This window comes from Citrobacter sp. RHBSTW-00986 (genome assembly GCF_013783065.1).
GTDB classification, from domain to species: Bacteria; Pseudomonadota; Gammaproteobacteria; order Enterobacterales; family Enterobacteriaceae; genus Citrobacter; species Citrobacter braakii.
The window spans coordinates 823,595-844,447 of sequence record NZ_CP056200.1 but is presented as its reverse complement, the minus strand read 5'-3'; the positions used below and the strand labels follow the sequence as shown (position 1 = coordinate 844,447).

The 20,853-nt window shown below is 50.5% G+C and carries 15 protein-coding genes and 1 tRNA gene; 4 read left to right on the top strand and 12 right to left on the bottom strand.

Annotated elements, in window-relative coordinates; genetic code table 11:
* Positions 1–30: 30 nt before the first annotated feature.
* On the bottom strand, positions 31–2,166 hold the full coding sequence (locus HV345_RS04200) for an ornithine decarboxylase (protein ID WP_047357853.1): 2,136 nt from the start codon (positions 2,164–2,166) through the stop codon (positions 31–33).
* Positions 2,167–2,634: 468 nt separating this feature from the next.
* On the opposite strand from HV345_RS04200, the gene HV345_RS04195 reads away from it, so the two are divergent.
* The 4 genes from HV345_RS04195 to HV345_RS04180 all read left to right on the top strand — a co-directional run bounded on the left by HV345_RS04195 (position 2,635) and on the right by HV345_RS04180 (position 5,870).
* Positions 2,635–3,342: a DUF554 domain-containing protein gene (locus tag HV345_RS04195; protein WP_047357842.1), complete on the top strand. Its 708-nt coding sequence runs from the start codon at positions 2,635–2,637 to the stop codon at positions 3,340–3,342.
* A gap of 105 nt (positions 3,343–3,447) precedes the next feature.
* A tRNA-Phe gene (locus HV345_RS04190) sits at positions 3,448–3,523 on the top strand.
* A 625-nt stretch (positions 3,524–4,148) separates the two neighbouring features.
* Positions 4,149–5,225: a methyl-accepting chemotaxis protein gene (locus HV345_RS04185; protein WP_181598882.1), complete on the top strand. Its 1,077-nt coding sequence runs from the start codon at positions 4,149–4,151 to the stop codon at positions 5,223–5,225.
* A gap of 48 nt (positions 5,226–5,273) precedes the next feature.
* Entirely contained in the window at positions 5,274–5,870 is a 597-nt protein-coding gene (locus HV345_RS04180; protein WP_181636290.1) for a dienelactone hydrolase family protein, read from the top strand.
* Positions 5,871–5,924: 54 nt separating this feature from the next.
* Here HV345_RS04180 and HV345_RS04175 read toward each other — a convergent pair whose 3' ends face one another.
* From HV345_RS04175 to HV345_RS04125, 11 genes are all read right to left on the bottom strand, one after another.
* The gene (locus HV345_RS04175; protein ID WP_181598880.1) at positions 5,925–7,265 is read right to left on the bottom strand and encodes a VasL domain-containing protein; all 1,341 of its coding nucleotides are present in this window, start codon (positions 7,263–7,265) and stop codon (positions 5,925–5,927) included.
* 1 nt (position 7,266) lies between these two features.
* Entirely contained in the window at positions 7,267–7,719 is a 453-nt protein-coding gene (gene tssE, locus HV345_RS04170; protein WP_181636686.1) for a type VI secretion system baseplate subunit TssE, read from the bottom strand.
* A complete protein-coding gene (gene tssJ / locus HV345_RS04165; protein ID WP_181636289.1) occupies positions 7,719–8,264 on the bottom strand; it encodes a type VI secretion system lipoprotein TssJ in 546 nt (181 codons plus the stop codon). Before tssJ ends, tssE begins: the two co-directional genes overlap by 1 nt.
* On the bottom strand, positions 8,242–9,327 hold the full coding sequence (gene tssG, locus HV345_RS04160) for a type VI secretion system baseplate subunit TssG (protein ID WP_181636288.1): 1,086 nt from the start codon (positions 9,325–9,327) through the stop codon (positions 8,242–8,244). Before tssG ends, tssJ begins: the two co-directional genes overlap by 23 nt.
* Positions 9,291–11,045: a type VI secretion system baseplate subunit TssF gene (tssF, locus tag HV345_RS04155; RefSeq protein WP_181636287.1), complete on the bottom strand. Its 1,755-nt coding sequence runs from the start codon at positions 11,043–11,045 to the stop codon at positions 9,291–9,293. The genes tssG and tssF overlap by 37 nt, the downstream gene beginning before the upstream one ends.
* A gap of 42 nt (positions 11,046–11,087) precedes the next feature.
* Positions 11,088–12,689 (bottom strand): type VI secretion system protein TssA, encoded by a 1,602-nt coding sequence (gene tssA / locus HV345_RS04150; protein WP_181547388.1) that lies wholly within the window; start codon positions 12,687–12,689, stop codon positions 11,088–11,090.
* Positions 12,689–16,093, bottom strand: coding sequence for an ImcF-related family protein (locus HV345_RS04145; protein ID WP_181636286.1), 3,405 nt, complete (start codon positions 16,091–16,093; stop codon positions 12,689–12,691). The genes tssA and HV345_RS04145 overlap by 1 nt, the downstream gene beginning before the upstream one ends.
* 5 nt (positions 16,094–16,098) lie before the next feature.
* Entirely contained in the window at positions 16,099–17,529 is a 1,431-nt protein-coding gene (locus tag HV345_RS04140; RefSeq protein ID WP_181636285.1) for a hypothetical protein, read from the bottom strand.
* Positions 17,529–17,792: a PAAR domain-containing protein gene (locus tag HV345_RS04135; RefSeq protein WP_181636284.1), complete on the bottom strand. Its 264-nt coding sequence runs from the start codon at positions 17,790–17,792 to the stop codon at positions 17,529–17,531. Before HV345_RS04135 ends, HV345_RS04140 begins: the two co-directional genes overlap by 1 nt.
* A gap of 90 nt (positions 17,793–17,882) precedes the next feature.
* Positions 17,883–19,814, bottom strand: coding sequence for a DUF3274 domain-containing protein (locus HV345_RS04130; protein WP_181636283.1), 1,932 nt, complete (start codon positions 19,812–19,814; stop codon positions 17,883–17,885).
* Entirely contained in the window at positions 19,804–20,853 is a 1,050-nt protein-coding gene (locus HV345_RS04125) for a hypothetical protein (RefSeq protein ID WP_181633249.1), read from the bottom strand. Before HV345_RS04125 ends, HV345_RS04130 begins: the two co-directional genes overlap by 11 nt.

Sequence of the window (20,853 nt, the reverse complement as noted above, 5' to 3'; positions counted from 1 at the left end):
TGATGGTGGCCCTATTTGGTCAGATGACGCTTACTTCAGAACATATCCATACAGACGTTTAATACCGTCTGCATCCGTTTCACTGTAAACCCCTTGCAGCTCCGGCGAGAAGCCCGGCAGCAGGTTTATGCCCTCTTCCAATGCCAGGAAGTAACGTTGCACCGCCCCGCCCCATACTTCGCCCGGTACCACGCACAGTACGCCCGGAGGATAAGGCAGCGCGCCTTCTGCCGCAATGCGACCTGCGGCATCACAAATACGCACCAGTTCAACATCACCGCGGATAAAGGCGCTGTTAGCATCCTGTGGGTTCATCGCCACGGCAGGCAAACTCTCCTGACGGAACATCGCTTTTTGCAGATCTTTCACATCAAAGCTGACGTACAGTGAGTGCATCTCCTGACACAGTTCACGCAGCGTGTAATCCCGGTAACGTACCGGATACTTGTTGAAGACGGTGGGCAGCACGTTTGCCAGCGGCGTATCGTCCTCAATATGCTGTTCAAACTGCGCCAGCATCGCGACCAGTTGCGCCAGTTTCTCAGCGCTTTCTGCCGGGGTCAGCAGGAACAGAATCGAGTTAAGGTCGCATTTCTCCGGCACGATACCGTTTTCACGCAGATAATGCGCCAAAATCGTCGCCGGAATACCAAACTCAGTATATTGCCCAGTTTGCGCATCAATGCCCGGAGTGGTTAACAGCAGTTTGCAGGGATCGACAAAATACTGGTCGCGCGCATATCCAGAAAAACCATGCCATTTAGCACCAGGTTCAAAGCTAAAGAAGCGACGCTCGCTGGCAATCACCTGTGTCGGATAGCTTTCCCACGGTTTGCCATCCACTACCGGAGGAATAAACGGTTGAAGCAGCTTACAGCGGGTAATAATCGCTTTGCGGGCCTCGATCCCCAGCGTCACACATTCCGCCCATAGCCGACGGCCGCTCTCGCCTTCATGGATTTTGGCGTTAACGTCCAGCGCCGCAAACAGCGGGTAAAACGGGCTGGTGGAAGCATGCAGCATAAACGCATTGTTCAGACGCTTATGCGGGCAGAAGCGCGCCTGGCCGCGAATATGGTTATCCTTTTTATGGATCTGCGAGGTTTGCGAGAATCCGGCCTGCTGTTTGTGTACCGACTGAGTGACAAAGATCCCCGGATCGTTAGCATTGAGCTCTAGCAGCAGCGGCGACCCATCGGCCATCATCGGGATAAATTGCTCGTAACCGACCCATGCGGAATCAAACAGGATGTAATCGCACAGGTGACCGATCTTGTCGATCACCTGCCGGGCGTTGTAGATCGTACCGTCATAGGTACCCAACTGAATGATCGCCAGACGGAACGGGCGCGGTTGATCAGCCTTTTGCGGCGCAACTTCTCGAAGTTGCTGGCGCAGATACTCCTCATCAAAGCAGTGCTCATCAATGCCGCCAATAAAGCCAAACGGATTACGCGCCGCTTCCAGATAAACCGGCGTAGCACCCGCCTGGATCAGCGCCCCGTGGTGGTTCGATTTATGATTGTTGCGGTCAAACAGCACCAGATCGCCGCGCGTCAGCAGCGCATTGGTGACCACTTTATTGGCCGCAGAGGTCCCATTCAGCACAAAGTAGGTTTTATCCGCGTGGAAAACTTTCGCAGCAAATTTCTGCGCATGTTTCGCTGATCCTTCATGAATCAACAGATCGCCAAGCTTAACGTCAGCGTTGCACATATCCGCGCGAAACAGATTCTCACCAAAGAACTCATAGAAATGTCGGCCCGCAGGATGCTTCTTAAAAAACTCACCGTGTTGGTGTCCCGGGCAGGCAAACGTGCTGTTCCCCATTTCGACATACTGGGTAAGCGTGTCATAGAAGGGCGGCAGCAGCTCTTCCTCATACTGACAGGCAGCAGACTCCAGCTCCAGCCAGTCCTGGGCCTGACCGCGAATTACCGCATTAACGCCCGCAGGCACATCAACATCAGACTCTGCGAACAGAAACACAGGTAGATGAAAACCGGTGCGTTTCAGCAAAGCCAGGATCCCACTGCGGCTGTCCGCAACGGTAATGACGACTGCCGCAACGTCAGTAAAATCGGTGCTGTCCAGCGACACCACCTGACGATGGCTGGACAGACGAGAAACCAGTTCACTACTGGCGGCAATTTTCATTGATTTCATAAGCGCAATAACCCGTTTCGGGAAAATCAAAAGTCCCGGACAACGCCGCATGGCTTTGCCCACGAAATGACAGGTCAAACTGGTTACCAGCCCCGACCGCCAGACATCAGTAAAAGCAGATAGCCTCTGATTTTACTGTTATCCTGCAGTGAGCGTGCGCTGCCCTCACCGCATGGTGGGAGCGTAAAGATAAGTCGCGGGAAGGGGCAAACGTCGCGCAAAAAGGCGATGTTGAAGGCGATGTAGGGGGAGTAATATCATCCCAGGCAGCCCCATTCAGACAGGAGAAAATTCGCGCAATCATGGCACCTTTCACTTACAGGCGCAAGATAAAATCCTGTGCGAAAACCTTACAGATAAGCAAGTATTTCGTCTGAAAGTTGCGGCATAATAATGCAATCTGAAACATAATTTCACCCAGCTAATTGCCTTTAGTATCAAGACGATGATGGGTATGCAGGAGCAAATGTGGTAATCGGACCCTTTATTAATGCCAGCGCCATTTTATTTGGTGGCATTCTCGGCGCGCTGCTCAGCCAGCATATACCAGAACGTATTCGGGTCTCCATGACCTCTATTTTCGGGCTGGCCTCGTTAGGGATTGGTATCTTGCTGGTTATCAAATGCGCCAATCTACCGGTGATGGTTCTGGCAACGCTGGTCGGCGCGTTAATTGGCGAGTTTTGTCATCTGGAAAAAGGGATCAATGCTGCGGTAGCCAAAGCGCAGCAGCTTTTCACCCGCTCGGACGCCAACGTAACGCACGAATCCTTTATTCAAAGCTATGTGGCTATCATTGTGCTGTTTTGCGCCAGCGGTACCGGGATCTTCGGTGCGATACATGAAGGGATGACCGGCGACCCGAATATTTTAATCGCCAAGTCATTTTTGGATTTCTTCACGGCCATCATTTTTGCCTGCTCATTAGGAATCGCGGTATCCGCCATTTGCATGCCGATGCTGGCAATCCAGCTAACGCTTGCCACCTGTGCAGCACTGATTTTGCCCCTGACGACGCCAGCTATGATGGCCGATTTCAGCGCCGTAGGCGGTCTATTGCTGCTGGCAACCGGTTTGCGTATTTGCGGCATTAAAATGTTTGCGGTTGTGAATATGCTTCCTGCTCTGCTGCTGGCAATGCCGCTTTCCGCCGCCTGGACGGCATTTTTTGCCTGAGAATGCGTGCATTAGCAGCAATGTGGTGATAGATTGTGCAGTCTGCATTGATTTGAAGAAATTTCGTTGACGAAGCGAAGCGAATCGGGTTTAATGCGCCTCGTTGCCCGGATAGCTCAGTCGGTAGAGCAGGGGATTGAAAATCCCCGTGTCCTTGGTTCGATTCCGAGTCCGGGCACCACTATTTAAAGAACCCGCCCTAGAGGCGGGTTTTTGCTTTTGGAGAAACGGACTCTCCATCAAGCTCCGTTCGATTATTCGTCTCCAGCGACTCACCCTTGCGGGGCCAGCGCGACAAGCGCGTTGTTCACCCCCTGCGGCGTTAGTCCGGGTCCAGACACCGCTGTTATTATAAATACATTAATAATGTTGCATTTTAACCGGCGGTTATCACAATCTCAATTTTGCTCATGTACTCGATATATAGTGATACATCTAACCACTCTCTGAATTTTTCAATGCACACATAAATGATGTAATCCAACTACACATCCAGGTTGGGGAGCGATATCACAAGAATATTTAGGTTAAGCTAAAATATAAAACTAACAGATGGAGATTTTAATACACTGAAACATCATTATCTGTAGTGTTCAACTGAAGTATAATTCTTATCTTAATAGATAACACGCGCATTTAAAAAACACCAGGCCATTTCTGTAAAATAATTCAACAAAACAATTATCAAGAAAATATAATACATCAAGTAATACTAATTAAAAATATATTGACGTAATCTATAACATAGGCGATAAACTATTAAACCATTATTTTCTTAAAGCTATTATCGAAAAAGGATTGATAAGATGATCAGGAAAATTATCGCTAAGATAGTTAAAAGAAATAGTAACTATAATTACAACACTTCTTCCGAAATCATCGAAACTGATACCCCCATCGCTGAACAAAAAGCAGAAAACTACAATAAAATCATCTGCCATCATTTCACTTCTGGCATATCAACACTCAACCTGATCAGAACATCATTAATTTCAACTCATGAACAATTAAATACAGAAAAAGATAAAATAACAGAACTAAACGCACAAAATAATAAAGCAATGCATTCCCTTGAATCACTCGTTATTGAGATCAATGAGGCAGGCAAAGAATCAGCAGAAATTCAAAAACAAATGACTCATCTGAAGTTATCACTGACTGAAATTAATGATGCAATTAAAGACATACAAAAAATTGCCAATCATACAAATCTAATCGCAATAAATTCAGCGATTGAAGCTGCCCGTGTAGGTGAGGCGGGAAGAGGATTTAGCGTTATATCTAAAGAGGTTAGACAACTGGCTGAAAATGTTAAAACGTGCACTAACCATATATTCTTGCAAACGGAAACCCTCCAGAATAATGGTTCTACGGTTGATACATCCATCGAAGCACAGCTAGCAATAATCACGAAAATCACTCAGCATATGAATGAAGTTGTTTTTTCTATTAAAAGTGTAATTGAAAAATCAGCCGCAATGAAGTCAATTATTGACTACATATCAAATTTACTATTTTTAAGTATCATTAAAATGGATCATGTTATCTGGAAAATAGATCTATATAAAAAACTTACCGAGAATAAATTAGATGATACGTTGACATCATATAGTCAGTGCAGATTGGGGAAATGGTATTACGGTGATACTGGAAGATGTTTCGCTCATTTAACGGGATTTAAAAATCTGGAGGACCCTCACCAGATGTTACATAATTCCGGCGTTCTTGCAATCGAGTATTCGATTTCTGGCGACCATGAGCATATGTCCCTGGCGTTAAAAAGAATGGAACAGGCCAGTGATGAGGTAATGAATCAGCTCGAGATCCTTGGTAACGAGATTTTCAGGGAGGTTGTAAAATTTACGCCCGGTGATAACCCTTGACAAACTTTATTATTAAAATAGATAGTTAAAAGCTATTGGAGACAGTTGATGTATACTCTATTATCTAAAAATGAAAATGCTGTGATAGTTTTACATGAAATTTATGGATTGAATAATCATATCAAGCAAGTATGTAAAGAACTGCACAATTCAGGACTTGATGTATATTGCCCCAATTTTTTGAACCGCGAAGAACCTTTCTCATACGATCAACATAGCCAGGCATACGATTATTTTATGAAGTTCTGCGGATTCGATACATCAATGATCTTCGATTTACTGATAAGAATACGTGATCATTATAAAAAAATAATAATCGTCGGATTCAGTGTTGGAGGGACATTAGCATGGCTTTGTTCGGAGAATACACAATGCGATGGTATCGTCAGTTTCTACGGAAGCCGTATACGTGATTATACTGATATAATGCCCAACAGCCCAACACTGGTTATCCAGGCGAAATATGAAGAAGCCTGTGATCCTTACTTTCTCCAGCATAAACTCCGTCAGTATCCACTAGTATCGTTTCATATACTCAACAGCCGTCACGGATTTTGCGATCCTTATAATAAGGCATACAATCCGCCTGAATCAGCGAAAGCGCTGACTCTTTCGCATGATTTTATAACGAAGATCATTAACTAAGTTAATATAAACGTCTGACTCATTTGATGGTCTTTGGCTGGCTTATTTCCAGTGCTACCGCCCTCGAATGGCATTTTGTTTCAGCAGCGTATAACGATTAAGAAGCTGGTTAAGCCGTATATCGAGCTGCTGATACAAAGCGGGTGACACACTCCCCTGTTTTTTTAATTCCTCATCGATTTGACGCAACAATTCTTCTGTCGGCGGCGTTTGGTCAAGCTGGCGGCGGATAGTGAAAATGGCTGATTTCAGCTCCGACCCTGTCAGATATTTACCTTTGCGTTCATCAAGTGCATTTAGCTGGGCGGTTAACGCTTCCAGCCCCTGCTGGGCATGATGCCAGTTTTGCAGAGCGCCTTCTGACAACGCTTCCGTAGTTAACTGTTTCTGTAATCTGCTCGTGAATACTGTCGTCTGCGATTCTTCCGGCCACAGAGTGACTAACTGCTGCGCTAATGATGCAGCATATTCCCGCGACCACAAAGGTGACAAGCGATGTAAAACGTCCAATTGCCCTTGCGTTGCAGCAATTATATCTTGCTTCTTCCCCTTCAAATCTGAGGACTGCTTCAACGTGGACAATTGTTCAGGTGTCAGCACCTGCGGCAATGGCTTAACCAGTTCATATCCGTCAGCTCGCATAGGGTTGATACCAAGAAAAGCGCCTGTACTCACCACTGCTGTAACCATGACACCGATAGCAAACCCCAGCCACATGCGTCGGGTTCCATGATCGATTTTGGTAGCTAAAACCGCAGTGCTCGATTGCCCGGACGACGCTGGCTCATTAACCACAAAGACCAGTTGTGGCAAAGACGTCGCAACGTTATTTGTTGCACCTGGAGCCGGTATCATCACTACGGCCGATCCCGAATCGGGATCGGACTTCTCCAGACGCAAAGCTGCATTGTGCATCCAGGTCACGATAACCTCCAGTTTACTAAGCGCTTTCAATTCAAGCCGTTGCAGCACTGCGCAGGCATGTTTTAAACTTTGTTCAACCCGATACACCTTTGATAAATCAGCATATGACAGCGTTAGCGTACGCAATTCTTGCTGTAAGCGAACAGACAGCCATGCCAAGATCTCAACGCGGGCATGGGTTTGCTGTGGCCATATTGCATTCCAGTGGTGCGTCAGTAAGGCCTCCAGAAGTTCCGTGCCTTCGGCAAGTCCCTCCAGTCCCGCATTACGTATTCTGGCTACGGTGTACCAGGCCAGTGTTTGCAGTTCGACGCCATTATGACGAAACAATGACAGGCTTAATTGTTCAACTTTTTGCCAGTCAACGTCCGGGCGCGCAGGGTGAGTCAGCTTGCTAATTTCATCACGTAACTGCCCGAACTCCATGAAAGCACGCGGGTCCCCCCCGGTGCTGATGCGATTCTTTTCCATATCAGAACACTCCAGTCTCAAGCCAACCCTGCCTCTTGAGGTGCCGAATCAGAACCCGCCCCTCGGGCATAAACTCGGTTCCGTAACGCACGAGGCCAATCCCCTTAAGCTCAGCATCAATGGCATAGCGCAGTTCACCAGGAACGTGCTGCTCCAGCAGGACAACCGTTATTTTTTTCAGGCGAGGCTCATATTTGAGCAGAACAGCAGACAATGTCCCCATGAGCTCATGGGCCGTTCCCGGCATGCCCTGAAGGATTTTCGTCATATCGGGCAGGCCGTAGTCTGGCAGATGCGCCAGAGTGCCGGCACGGCAGTTGAGGATGCGTTGCATGTTATCCAGTACCGAGAGGATGACCTGATTTTCTTCACTGACCTGGTTGAGATTGAGACCACCGGTAAAATTTCCGGTCAGCATTTCATACAGCGAAGGCGTGTTATGTCCCTGGGGCATCATTCGTCCTTGAGCGGTTGCAGCGTCAGATGGTTGTTACCGGCTTCCAGAATGCGCGGCTTATCCGGCTCAAGTTCTTCGCGGCCTATCACCAGCTTCCAGGTGTTGTTGACCATATCCGGGTGACGGAACAGACCCACCACCGCCACAAACAGTGTATCGGCCTCCATCGGCATATTCAGGGTCGCATCACCGCCCGGCTTAACCACCACATCACGGCTTGCCAGCAGGTCAGCTTTCAGAATGGTCTCCCCGTCTATCAGCAACTGCTGGTAGACCGTTTTGTCGAAGGTTTTGCGGTCTTTCAGTTGGTAGATACGGATCACTACCGGTTCAGACAGCGAGTTACTCTCGCGCGAATCGGTGTTCAGCGCCTCACGCGCGGTGAAATCCAGGAGCAGCACCTTAATCTTTTTGTAGAACACTGCGTTAAAGGTCGATTTGGTGCCATCGGTGATGCCCTGCGCCACCCCGCAGCCCGTCAGACTGAATGCCAGTAGGGGTAACAGCCAGCGCGCTGTATTAGTTAAACTTGTACGTAACACGTCGGTTTCCTTGTTGTGGTGTCGCGGGCTGAAGTCCGGTGTAATAGCCCAGTTCGGTCGTAAAGGTCTGGGGGATATCGTCCGGGAGGTCTTCGTCTTCCGCGCCCAGCACGCCATTCATCCCAAGCCAGAAGGGGCCTTCGCCGAGCGGCGGAGCCGCCAGCAGTCGGGTTCGGGTGGTCAGGGTGATTTTTGCCCTGAAGCGCCAGCCGAGATAGACACGCAGCATCGCCAGAAAGTCCTGATACAGCAGGCCATCCGGCTTCCAGCCCTGTACTTCCTGTTCATTTTCCGTGGTGATAGCAACGAGCAGCTGGCTGTTGGCATCCATCGCTTCGTCGCCGAGCGGCGTGTTGCCATCCAGAAGAAAATCGTCATCACCGTAAAAGCCCAGTGGCTGGCTGACCTCCACCGGGCGCAGACAGTAGGGGCTGACCTTCACAGTGGTATCCGGGGCCAGCAGCGTCACCAGCGCCTGCATTCCCTCCTCGGTTTTACCGGGCTGTTGCAGTACGCCCAGCAGCGCAAGAAATCGGGATACCGGCGTGGCAATATGGTTTGCCGTACCGGGAATGCCCAACCCCACCAGGCCCAGCAACGACTGCGAGATGCTGTCAGTCCCGCCAGGCTCGAATGTGGCCGGGTAGGAATATTTTCGCCAGATACGATAAAACTGAGTCAGGATGCGGTGGCTGAAGATATCCAGAAAACCCTGTAATGCCTCATGCCCTTCCCGGCGCTGGGTGATGTCATCAAGGTACGCTGTGGGCAAAGGAGAATCGACACCATACATCCCCATAAAGGTCGTGCGGATGAGCGGTGGCCTGCGGTCATCATCCTCGTCATATTCGACAGCTTTCAGTTCACTTGCAGGGAAACCCATCCCCGGATGCGGCGCAAACCGCACCGGGTCATCTTCGGGGTGGCTGGTTGAGCCCATCAGCGGCCGGTCCGGATTCAGTTTCTCCAGCAACTGGCAGAAACGGTAAAAGTTTATCCGGTTAAGGTCAGCCTCCAGGCGCGGGGTCAGCCGGGAATACGGCGGTTGTGCTTCTCTTCCCATTCAAGGCGTTCTCCGGTCGGTTGCAGGATGATAATCAGGCGGTTAAACAAATAGATATCGGTATACAGCGCGAAGAAGCGACTGAGCATCTCACCAAACAGGCAGATGTCACCGCGTCCAGCAAAGCCGTGGCTGTCCAGCGTCACCTCAATCTGCACACCGCGTACCAGGTAGCCCTGCTCAAAGCGCTCGGTTTCGCTGTGCTTCACGTCAATGATGGCTTCCAGGCGGCGACGGTTCATCTCGCTGTCGGTCCATTCGTACAGCGCCAGGGTACCGCGCAGCACATCGACATTATCCATCATCGACAGGAAGCCGCTGCCGAGGTGACTCAGCACGCGCCAGTGGAAACGGTCCTGCGCCGGCGGATAACAGGGCAGTGTCGGCGCACACAGGTTACGTACGGCAATACTGGTCGAGGTGGTTTTCATCACCGTATCAAGCACCGTGCTCTGCAGTGCTCGTCGTGGCAGTTGGCCGTTGGTGCCGGTGAGCGTCAGCGACAGGCTTTCGTCTTCCGGTACGGTGTGGTTATCAAAGGCTTCACCACCAAGGATAAGCCAGGTGTTATGCAGGCCCGACGGGCCACGGCGCACGCGGGTGTGGTAGTAATATTCCGGCGCTTCATGACGCATCATTCCACCTTTGTGGCGGAAACTCGAAAACGGCACGTAGGTGTGCTGGCTCGATGACATTACCGAATCCACCGCGTATATCTCGGTATGGCCATCCTGCACGCGCATTGGGCGCAGCATGTATTCGGTCTGCAGGGAGTTGAGCGTCAGCGGGTCGGATTCCAGCGGGAACAGGTTAATCACCGGCACACAGTTCAGGCGCAAATGCTTTTCGGTAAAGCTGAAATCATGCTCCCAGCGCTCCGCCAGTACCACGTCGATTTCAAACCATGGGAGCTCAGCCGGAAAGGCCACGGTCTCCAGCCCATGCAGCCCCATGAACATGAATTTCTCACGGAAGGTGAAGTACTCCAGCAACAGCTGATAGCCGCTAAAGCTGCTGCTTCCCTTCGGCCACAGGTCATCGTCATCACCAAAGCCCAGCGCAGTGAAATATCCGTCGAGCGGTCTTCTGTCCATGCCTCCCGGCATCCGCAACCATAGGCGGGCCGTGTTCATGGTAAAAGCTTCATGCATGGCGCAGGCCAGCGGAGCGTCTGCATTGAAGTAGAACGGGAGCTGACTGAGATCGACACGACTCCAGTCGGCAAGATGGCTGCAATTAAAGCGCAGCGTGATGACCGAACGCCCGTCAGGGTCGGTGGACAGTCGGGCGTGCTCCAGCGACAACGGTTGAAGGGTAATCTCTTTGGTAGTGGTGTACCGGCAGCGCGTACCCTTCTCACCGATCGGTCGCGAGTTTACCTCGAAACCTTTGACGATACGCATCTGCTCTTTCATCTCACGCCAGTCAGGGGTGAACTCCACCACCGACATTGACGGAATGGTACGCAGGTAATGCGGCCACAGCAGGCTGACTAGCCCTTCGGTTAGTTCCGGTAGATCGTCATCAAGTTTCTCGCGCAAGCGGCCCATCAGGAAGGCAAAGCCTTCAAACAGGCGTTCCACATACGGGTCGCGCGCGCCCGCTTTATCGAGATTGAGCATTGCCGCCTGCTCCGGGTGAGCACGGGCAAACTCTTCGCCCGCTTCCAGCAGGTAGCGCATTTCAGCGTCGTAATAACGCAGGGTTAAATCGTCCATAAAAACCTGAATATGTGTGTTTTAAAGGTATGCCAAGTGGTGTTACCCGCAAAGCACTGCACTGCCTGCCGGATCGAGCGCAATCAGACCAGCCAGAAGCTGGTCCATCTCAGGCTGAAGCCGTGATTTATCGGTTTCACTGCGTGTAGCTTTCATACGCAGCAGTCTGAGGCGACGCGATTTCACTTCAAACAGCAGCGCCGGTGTCCACTGCGTGAGGGTGATGGACTGCGCAGCACCATCGAGCTCGCCCAGCAGATGCAGCGCCAGTTCATTCTTGCCCTTCTGCTCGGCTACACGGGCCATCAGCAGGCGCAGCAGCCATTTGTCTTTTGTGGAGTCGGAGCCCGGACGGGTCTGCAGCCAGTGTAGTGTGGCATCCAGACCGTCAGTGTCCGCTTTCTCCAACGCTTCCGGCTCAAGGGCCAGAATATCGTTGCCCGTCTCACTGACGGCACTGACCGGCTCATCGCGCCAGCCGGACATATCGTCCAGTACGCTCTGATTTATCCAGTTCAGCGTGACTTCATCGGCAAACGGCGTTCCGTCATTAAAGGCCAAGGTTTCAAGCCCGGTAAGGCGGCGCAGCAACCCTTTCAGGTCTGCAGTGATGATATCGGCCAGTACATCCTGCCCTGACTTTATCAGTGCCTGGTGGATATACCACTGCAAATCCAGCCAGAGGTGATTGGCACCGCGCGAGAAGGTATTGTCCGCCTGCTCCAGTATTTCCAGCCAGCTCTGCTGCAGATACAGGCGTTTGAGCATGGCCCGCTGGTCAGCACGCGGCGGTTCGATGCGCGTTTTCCCTTCGGCATCAGGTGCCGGAATAGCACTCAGCGTGTCATGACGCAGGCTTTTCATCAGCCGGTGTGCGGCGAGCCAGCCATCGGGCTGCTCACGCAGATATCCGGTCAGAGTACGGGCCTGGGCCAGCAAATCTTGACCAGAGGTGATGCGGCTCAAAACCGGCGTGTCTGACTCGATGGTATGCATAGCGCTCTGTGACTGAGCCTTATTACCAGCGTTCTGCGGTACCACAGCATCCACGCCACCGGCCTTCATCAGGCGAGACTCCAGAGCACTGTATAGTGCATTGAGCTCTGGCCGTGACGCTTCTGGTTCTGGCTCCAGACTGTCGCGGATGAGCAGCAGCGCACCGGCAGTGCGCAGTGCATCATCGCGTACCACTTCCGGCCAGAGTGACAGGCTGTCCAGAACGCGGGAGCCTGCGAGCCACTCCAGCGCCGGTTTACGGCTCCGCTCACGCTGAGGATGAAGCTGCGTTCCATAGCGCTGTAGCAATCTGGCCAGCAGTTCAAGCCCTTCGGCAAAGCCGGTCTCCCCGTCCTGATGCAGACGCGCCCAGCAGTAGTAGGTGGCGATCCGGATATCTTTGGCTGTGGTGGTCAGCAGTTTTTCGGCAAGCGTGCAAATCAGGCCAGTATCGATGCCGGAAAGTTTATTGACCTCCTCGCGGATACGCTGAAAATCATCGTCATAACCGGGGTCTTCTCCGGTCGGACTGGTGTCATTTACCGGAGCAAGCCAGGGCTGCCAGTTTTCCGTGCGTGCCTGCGCCTGTTGCCGCAACTGAGTTTCGTCAGCCTGACAGGCGGCAACCAGATTCTGCAGTGTGCTCATTATTCGCCCCCCTCCATGTCATTGTTTCTGGTGTTGGCCATCAGCGCCTGCGCGGTGGCCTCGCTGTCAACACTGAATATCTGATCCGGCAGCGTGAAACCACGCAGTTCCAGCAGCGCTAGCGGACCTTTTCCGAGTTGTGAGCGCAGCACCCACTGCAGGGTGCGACCATCCGGGGCGGTAAAACTCATCATCCACTGACTGCGGTCAAGCTGCTGGCGCTTGCCCTGGTCCAGCCAGCGAATAAAGCCCCAGGTCCCACTGAAATCCCCGAACAGACGCGCACCGGCATTGACCGTGGTCCAGGTCAGCATCGTCCCCGGCTTGTAGGTATCTCCCGGCCAGCGGAAGCTTTGCCAGTCGGCCATCTGGTTGAAGTAGTGCAGCTTTTGTCCATCAATGGTCAACTGGGTTTCCACCACCTGCGGCACAGGACGCGCCTGCAGTTCAAAGCTGATGCCCTGGCTGCCATCTGTGAACAGAATGTCTGACAGTTGACTCAGTTGGTTAATGGCCCGCAGGAAGGCCGGGTTAAAGTTCAACCTCTGGCTGTTGACCTTATCCGGTACCCACTGACTACCCTCTTTGTGCAGCACACCGTTGAGCTCTGTCGTCAGGAAGCGCTCTATACGTCCGCTGTCCTTACGCACAAATTCAGCCAGCATCGGCAAAGAGGCATCACTTTTACTCACCGCAAACGGGAAGCGCCCGTCAAAGGCCGTGTGCCAGTTCGCCACCACGGCGCGGCTCCATTTATCATTCAGGCTCGCCGCCGACGGCTGCAGCACCGTTTCCCAGGCCTGAGTCAGTGGCAACACGAACATCGTGCTGCCAAAACTGCTCCACTCTTCGCCAAGGCTTGCCGAAATAAGGCTACCGTATTGCTGGGTGTCGGTCAGATCGACGCTCTTGCCCTTAAACACGGTCTGGGCGAGAGTCTGCATCATCTCCTGTGGATCAGAAGCGCTTGCCACCTGCTGCAGGCGCAGACGCACGCGGGTGATACGGGTCAGATAGGTCTGCAGGCTCAGCGAAGTGTCAGCCGACATGACGTTGCTGCCTTTGTTTTTACCCAGAAGCTGAAGCAGCGGACCAAAGGTTTCATCCAGCGGACCCTGCGGCCCTGACGCAGACTGGTCAATCACCGGTTTGTCTTTCCCGCCGACAAGATCCTTAGCCGATTTGATAATGGAATCCGAAAGTCCCTCGCTTTGCTGGCCGGTCTGCCCCTGCCAGGCGAGAGTATTCATCAGAGCAATCAGTGGCGACTGGCGCACATCACTCATCAGCGTCAACTGGTCAGTGACGTCTGCAATGTTGTTTGCCGGGTTAAGCCGCAGGCTGTTGAGAAAATTCAGCCAGCTACCCGCAAAATCAGTGAAGTAACGTTGCGTCAGGCGCGCTTTCAGGGCTTCCGGCGACAGGTCTGAGGACACTGCTTTTCGGCTGTCGCTCAGCACCCAGTCAATTTCGTCACGACGGGAGTTAGCCGCTTTCTCTATCGCCTGCTGAATACCGCCCTCCCACGCCTGACGGGTAAACATGCCTGGTACCACTTCATCAGTGGTGAACAGGCGGCGGGCATCAGTACCGCTGGTCATGTCCTCCAGAGATACATCTGCAAAGTTACGGCGCACCGATTTGAGCATGTTTTCATACAGCGTACTTTCCGCGTTGCGACGCCCGATTTGCTGCAACAGCACCTGGCGGCTCTGGCTGACCAGTTGCGCATCCGGGGCGATTTTCCACTGTGGCTGTTTTGGGAGTGAGGCGATATAGAAGGCCCACAAATCCGGCGACAGGCTTTGCCACAGACCGGTAGAGATGCCCGTCCGCGCTGGCTGCACGGTTTTCAGGGTCTGCGCGTAGAATGCGCCGTCGGCTTTATCCGGCCGGGCCATCATCATCCACGCCTTCAATTGGTCATAACCGGGTTTAGCAAGCTGCGCTCGCCGATCGCTGTTCGGCACAGAGTTGATCAGCGCGGTCAGTTTTTCCGTCAGAGCGGCATTGGCTGGATCGCGAATCAGGCGATTATTCGCGACACCGTACCACGGCAGCATCGCGCTCAGCAGCTGTTGGCTATGATCAAGGCCAAAGCGCTGATACAAAGGTGCGCCATTCTGAATGTGATGCTGTAAACGACCCGCATCGTTACGCAGTTCATGCAGTGTCGTCAGCTGGTAATCCGATACGGAAGGATGTTCCACCAGGTTGCGTACTTTTGTCGCGACAGAAGAGATTTGCCCGTAGTTCAGTGAAAACGAAAGCAGCGTCCCGCCCCCCCAGACCCCGATACTGATCATCAGTATCCAGGCAAGCGTTTGTTCCCACGCCATCCCGACACGGCGGCCACGTACACGGAGGCAGTCGTCAACGATACCCTGCCAGGTCGCTGGCAGAGTCAGCGCATGGCGCTTTGATTCCAGGACATATTTCTCCGCATCAGCATAAGCAACTGCGTTTTCAGGCGACTGACTTCCCGGCAGGCTGAACATCAGGCCACGCAGTGGAATACGTGGCTGGGAAGCAGACAGCCATGGCACCAGTTGCTGAGCCCAGCGGGCGATACCGCCGTCTTTGAGGTGCTGGCCAAGGCGTAGCAGGAAGTCGTGACCATTGTTCTCAGCGACCTGACTAATACCCTGTGCCCGCAATTCCGGCAGTATCCTTTCAAGCTGGCGGGTAATATCGTCTTCTTTTGCACGCAGCGGAAAGCGTGCCCCGACAGTCTGCTCAGGGCGTTTTGTCTGCGACCAGTTGCTGTCGCATAACTGCCATAGCCAGACCGGGGCAGAATAACGCAGCAGCTCGCTGATTTTTTCCAGCCCGCGTAAATCGTTGTCACTGACCTGTGGCGTCAGGTTAAAAGACTGAGGTATTACCCGGACAATCCCGTCCAGTGGGCGTCCACGGCGTAATTTGCGTAGTGCAGCGTATTTTTCTGTGTCGTGCTCTGCGGTCAGGCTGCCACCATAAATCAGCACCGTGCAGTTCCCTTCCAGCCATTGGCTTTCCTGCAGGCCGGGAACCAGCTGTTCGATAGCGGCTTCGTCGCCAGTGACCAGTAGCAGACGGACTTTATGACGCCAGAAGAACGAGTACCGTCTTCTGAGATGTTTGTTCAGTGCTGAAAAATCATTTTGATCCGACGTTCTTTCTTCTTTGTGATTATTTTCACCATCAGGCGTAACGGGAGAGGGATTTTGTTGCCTGGACCACGTAAAAAATACCAAGGTGCATAATGTGGCAGTCAGGATGATGAAACCAGCCATCACATACCAGAAATTATCGTCACCACTATCAGAGGGCAACTGCGTTGTCTGTGCAAAAATAAAGAGTATCAACAGCAGGACTGCCACGATGAGTAGCCCAGCCCCCAGTGGCTTTGAAATCTTTTTCATGCCGGTTATTCCTTTACGGAGTGTCGTGCAACCCTGATAAATTCCGGGCGCTGGAGACGAGCTGTAATTCGCCTCAGCAAAATAGCCAACCCGGGCAATATCACTATCAGTGACAGCAGAAGAAGAGTGATCCCTGACCAGGAGAATGCCGTTGAAGGGAAATAGCGGATCATGAGGCTGTACAGCCCGGCATTGAGCAGTAATGCCATCAGAACAGATCCTCCGGGGAAGGGTGGCTGAATAACGAAATGATCATACCCGACTTCGGGGGCGTTGTTTCCGATCGTCACTGCCCAGGCATCTTCCTCGCCTTCGAGAAGTAGCCACTGACTGGCTGGGCCATAAGCAGCCATCTCAGCCGCAGCGCCAATCATTGCCCAGCCAGCAAGGCCGCCATACCAGACACATGCGGTGTCAAAGTCAATGACACCACCAGTTCCAATGCTATCGTACAGAGGAACCGGCAGATCATTCAGCACCCTATTCACTGACTGCCGTGGCGCATCTGACAGCCCACTGTGCCAGACAAGGTGTTTCTTGCTGGCAGGCGTGAGGGCCATATCCCGTAATTCACTGAGTTCCGTTGCAAGCGTACGGGTGTTGAGCGGCATCGCCCGGAAAATCCGTAACGCATTTTTTCCTTCACCCTGATTTAGCATCGACGGATGAATCATAAACAACGCGCTGGCAAATTCAGGTAGAACATCATCGGGAAGCCGATAGTGCATTGCCAGTACCAGTACGGGCCGCTTTGTTGACCCTACAAACTGATTCCAGTCACCAAAGGATGAATCTGCATCCTGAAAATGAACGTCGACATTCCAAGGTGTGGAACCTACTGACCAGATGCGATGGAATGACTGAGATTCACGATCTTTGTCGCTACCATTGGTCTGAACAATAATCTGGAGTGGGCCGGAAGGATATCGTCGCTGAATCGAAGGACTTATCTGAGCGATGAGATGACGAAGTAGCTGCTCAAAACGTGAAATGCCGGGCGTAATAGGGGCGTCCGACAACAACGTTAAAGGTGGCGGGTCCGCGCTATCCCCTGCCTGTGTATGTGCAAGACGAGACAACAGGTTCGTATTGGCAGTGATGAAAACATGGCTAAGAATGACGAGATGCTGATGCGCGCGTAAGCGCCATTTCAGACGCATACTCCGGCACCACTCATTCCAGTTCCAGACTCGAATTGCGAGCGTTTCCCACCAGAAACTATAGACAGCGATAGCTGCCGAAATGCCTGTAAATGTCCGGATAGTCAGTGGTAACCAGTACCCACTGCTCAACGAAGGCAACCCTGTCGTCGGTAATTTCAGCACAGCAACAATTAGGCCAATGAAAAGGCCTAATACGATAATCAAAAGACAGACCCAGGGCGACCAGGCCGTTGCCTGCGCTTTTTCAGGCACCTCCGGCAGAGACCATCCCATCAGCCAACCTCCATATCCTGCAAGCTTGCGATGACGCTTGCACCACACTGCGTTTTACAGCCATGTAGAACAATTCCACGCCCGTTTTCTTCATAGGCAGAAATATTGCACTCAATAATTTTATTTATGCCATGCTCAGGGCAGGTGACGGTATCATTTAAGAGTGCGGCATTTTTACCGGATATATCAAAACTGGATGAGGCTGATGTGACTTTACCACCATGTGTAGTGACATCCCCTAAAACAACTGCAAATTTCCCCACTTTCTATTCCTTTAATTATAATTAAACACCTGACTCCATAGTGCTTAATTTTAGAAAACTCACCGAGACTTAAAGTCAGCTTAAATATATTTATGCCTTATTTACAACTCTGTAAGCGGGTAACTTACGTTGCTCTGTATTAAACTCATCACCAACAGTATCCCGGCTAATTAAATCAGGCTCTGGCACTTTGTCAGGGATTCCACTAAAGAGATAGGGATCCTCCCCCTGTACCCAGTCCGCTTTTCGCCGTAAATCAGCCATAAATTCCTTATCCCAGGTTGCATCGCAATACCCAATCGGCAAATCATAAGCTACCACCTGCGACATGAAATCAGCACGCATTGGCAAAGTACTATGGTCCGTGGGCTGGGAAACGTAGGTTCTCAGGCGAGCATCTTTCTCTTCAAATGTTTCTTTGCGAGTCACGGGTACCAGTCGAGGCTCTGATTGTGTCCCCAAATTCTTAAAGCCAATCACAATATCCTGATTAGGGTAAAGATTAATGTAGTTGTCATAGGTATTGTCGTTTTTATTTTTTTTATCCGGGTTGAACTCTCCCCAGCCATCTATTTGCCTGGCGTCATGTTCCATCCCCACTCGTGTTACATCAAAATTTGCCAATTTAGTAGCATCAATAGGCTCCGGAACTTTTTCGGCATTAATAAAAACCGTTTGCCATTCTGGAGGATCCGGATAGGTGAAACTACTGCTTTGATACTGGTCGCCTTTATCATCCCAGAAAGGTTTTTCATCCGGCAATTTTGCAAAAGGCGTCACGGGATTTGGAGCTTCGCCACATGGAGTACTGCGAGCCAGCATCCGCTGAAATAAATTTCCCTGATGCTTTTTCAGCAGAGGATGAGGATGCCCCTGAGAATCATTGGGTAATCCCTGCCAGCCAATTGAGCGTAGCGGCCGTGATCCCATAACACGGTCATGAGGACAAAAGTAGATATAAGTGCGCCCGTGATTATCGCGTTCGGTAAGACTGGTACCATTTTCATCAGCAAGAGTGACATCAGGTCGCCAGTTTTTTTTATCTGCCGTTTGTCCGACACAAAGCCCTTCATAGCCCAGTGATGACAAATGATTTTTTCTGGAAGCGACCTTATCAACAATGGCAGACAATGTACTTTGCCTCCCTTTAGGTGAGATACATTCCTCTGCAGGAAGCGACGCACCATTGAGATCGTTGTGATCCAGTGCATAGGGGGAGTTAAGTACAAATAATGCATCAGGTGCTTGTTCAGCAATTGCTACGGCAGCCATTGCGACCATGGTTCCCTGACTGTGAGAAATAATGGTCACCGTATCTTTGGGATATTTATTACGAATACTGTCAACCATGTCTGCAAGGCGTTTGGCTGCATGCGCATAATATTTTCGCGGTGGCGCATTGGTTAACAGGCGATCTTTGTCTTCATTAAACCACTGGACTTTAATACCTGCAACGCTCTCTTTAAACCCTTTCTCACTCCATAAAGAATGTAGATTATTTGTACCGTTCTGGAATGGCCCCCCGCCCCAGAAAAATGGCCCCTGAGCAATAATGCTTTCATGAGAAACACCTTGCATTTTCAACTGATGATAATCAACGCCTTTCCTATTGGCTAACGGTATAACGTATTTATCTTCATTACCTTTAGGTGAGGAATACCCCCAATAGAATCTAATCACAGGAGAGTTTGATTCTTTTGTGTTTGTCGCATCTCTTTCAACTAATGGTGTAGTTGAAACCACAGAATCGCTTTTGTATTTATTCTTAATTAGAAGATATGGTTTTTCAAGGCCAAGCCGTTTATTTAAACCTACACATAGGCTTTCTTCAGCGCTCTCAAACCATTCTCCCGTTGAATTAACACCATGGACCAGTATAATAATCCCAGGTAAATGAGGTGGTAAATCACATCCACCTCTAACCTGACAATTCTTATGTGAAGGAAATGAACTCCAGGAAGGGTGTCCATTATCATCGAACTTACACTCAAGCTCTCGGATTGGCTCTTTGCTATTGCTCATTTTTCACTACCTCCCTTTTACCATATTTCGATATATAGATTATAGTTTTGGCTTTAACTTCATTATTGCATTGATAAGCTCTATCACTACCTTCATCAGATAATCGGGGGAACCCAATTCTATTTTTATAAACATCTCTTGTCATTTTTGTGGCTATATCAGATAGCTCATTTGCCAGTCTATTAGTTTCGTCATGCGATTTAGGCGGAATAGACTCCCTTGCATAGTCAAATATATTAAAACGCGGACCATAATCATTAGCATATGGTAGTTTTCTTCGAGACACTTCCTTCTTTATCCGTTTTTCAACTTCAATATCCATATCATTAAATACATTTATTAACTTACCGCTATTGCTATCGAAGCGAAATTTATTCACACCAGAAAGACCATCAGTATATCCATCACTATAAACTGGCTCTTTCTTGGACTCATCCCTTAGATAAACACCATCATTAGCCACTACCACTTTAAGCTTACTGAATCGTTCAGGGGTGTTGTACTCCTCAGCTATAATTTTATAGATAAAGGTTTTTCCATGATCTGCTGAAAAGAAGAAAAACACAGGACAACCTCTTTCTGACCTTCCGCTACCACAATATTGCCTGGTTGATGCACCGGGGAATGCCAGATAACCATTATCTGCACCATTAATAATGGTTCCCTGATAAGCCGCAACATTATTACCACGACGATATGAGAAATCATAAAAATCTGTATCCCATCCCAGTTGGGTTTTTATTTCCCTTTCAGTATCATTATAATAAATCTGCCCCCCCTTATCACAAGATATGTAGTTTTCCAGTGTCAGATATCGATTTTTATCTATGCGATAAATAATTTGAGTCGGCGCATCCGTTTCAACTTTTCGTGATTCTTCTACCTGTTGAGACCCGCTCATTCCTCCCAGACCGACCCCAAAACTGGCCCCCATTGATACACCAGCTAAAAACTGAAGTCCTTTATAAATGGCATACAGGAGCACACCAGTAATGGCTATAATTGTGAGTACTTTTCTGTCTGACTGATTCCATTTCAT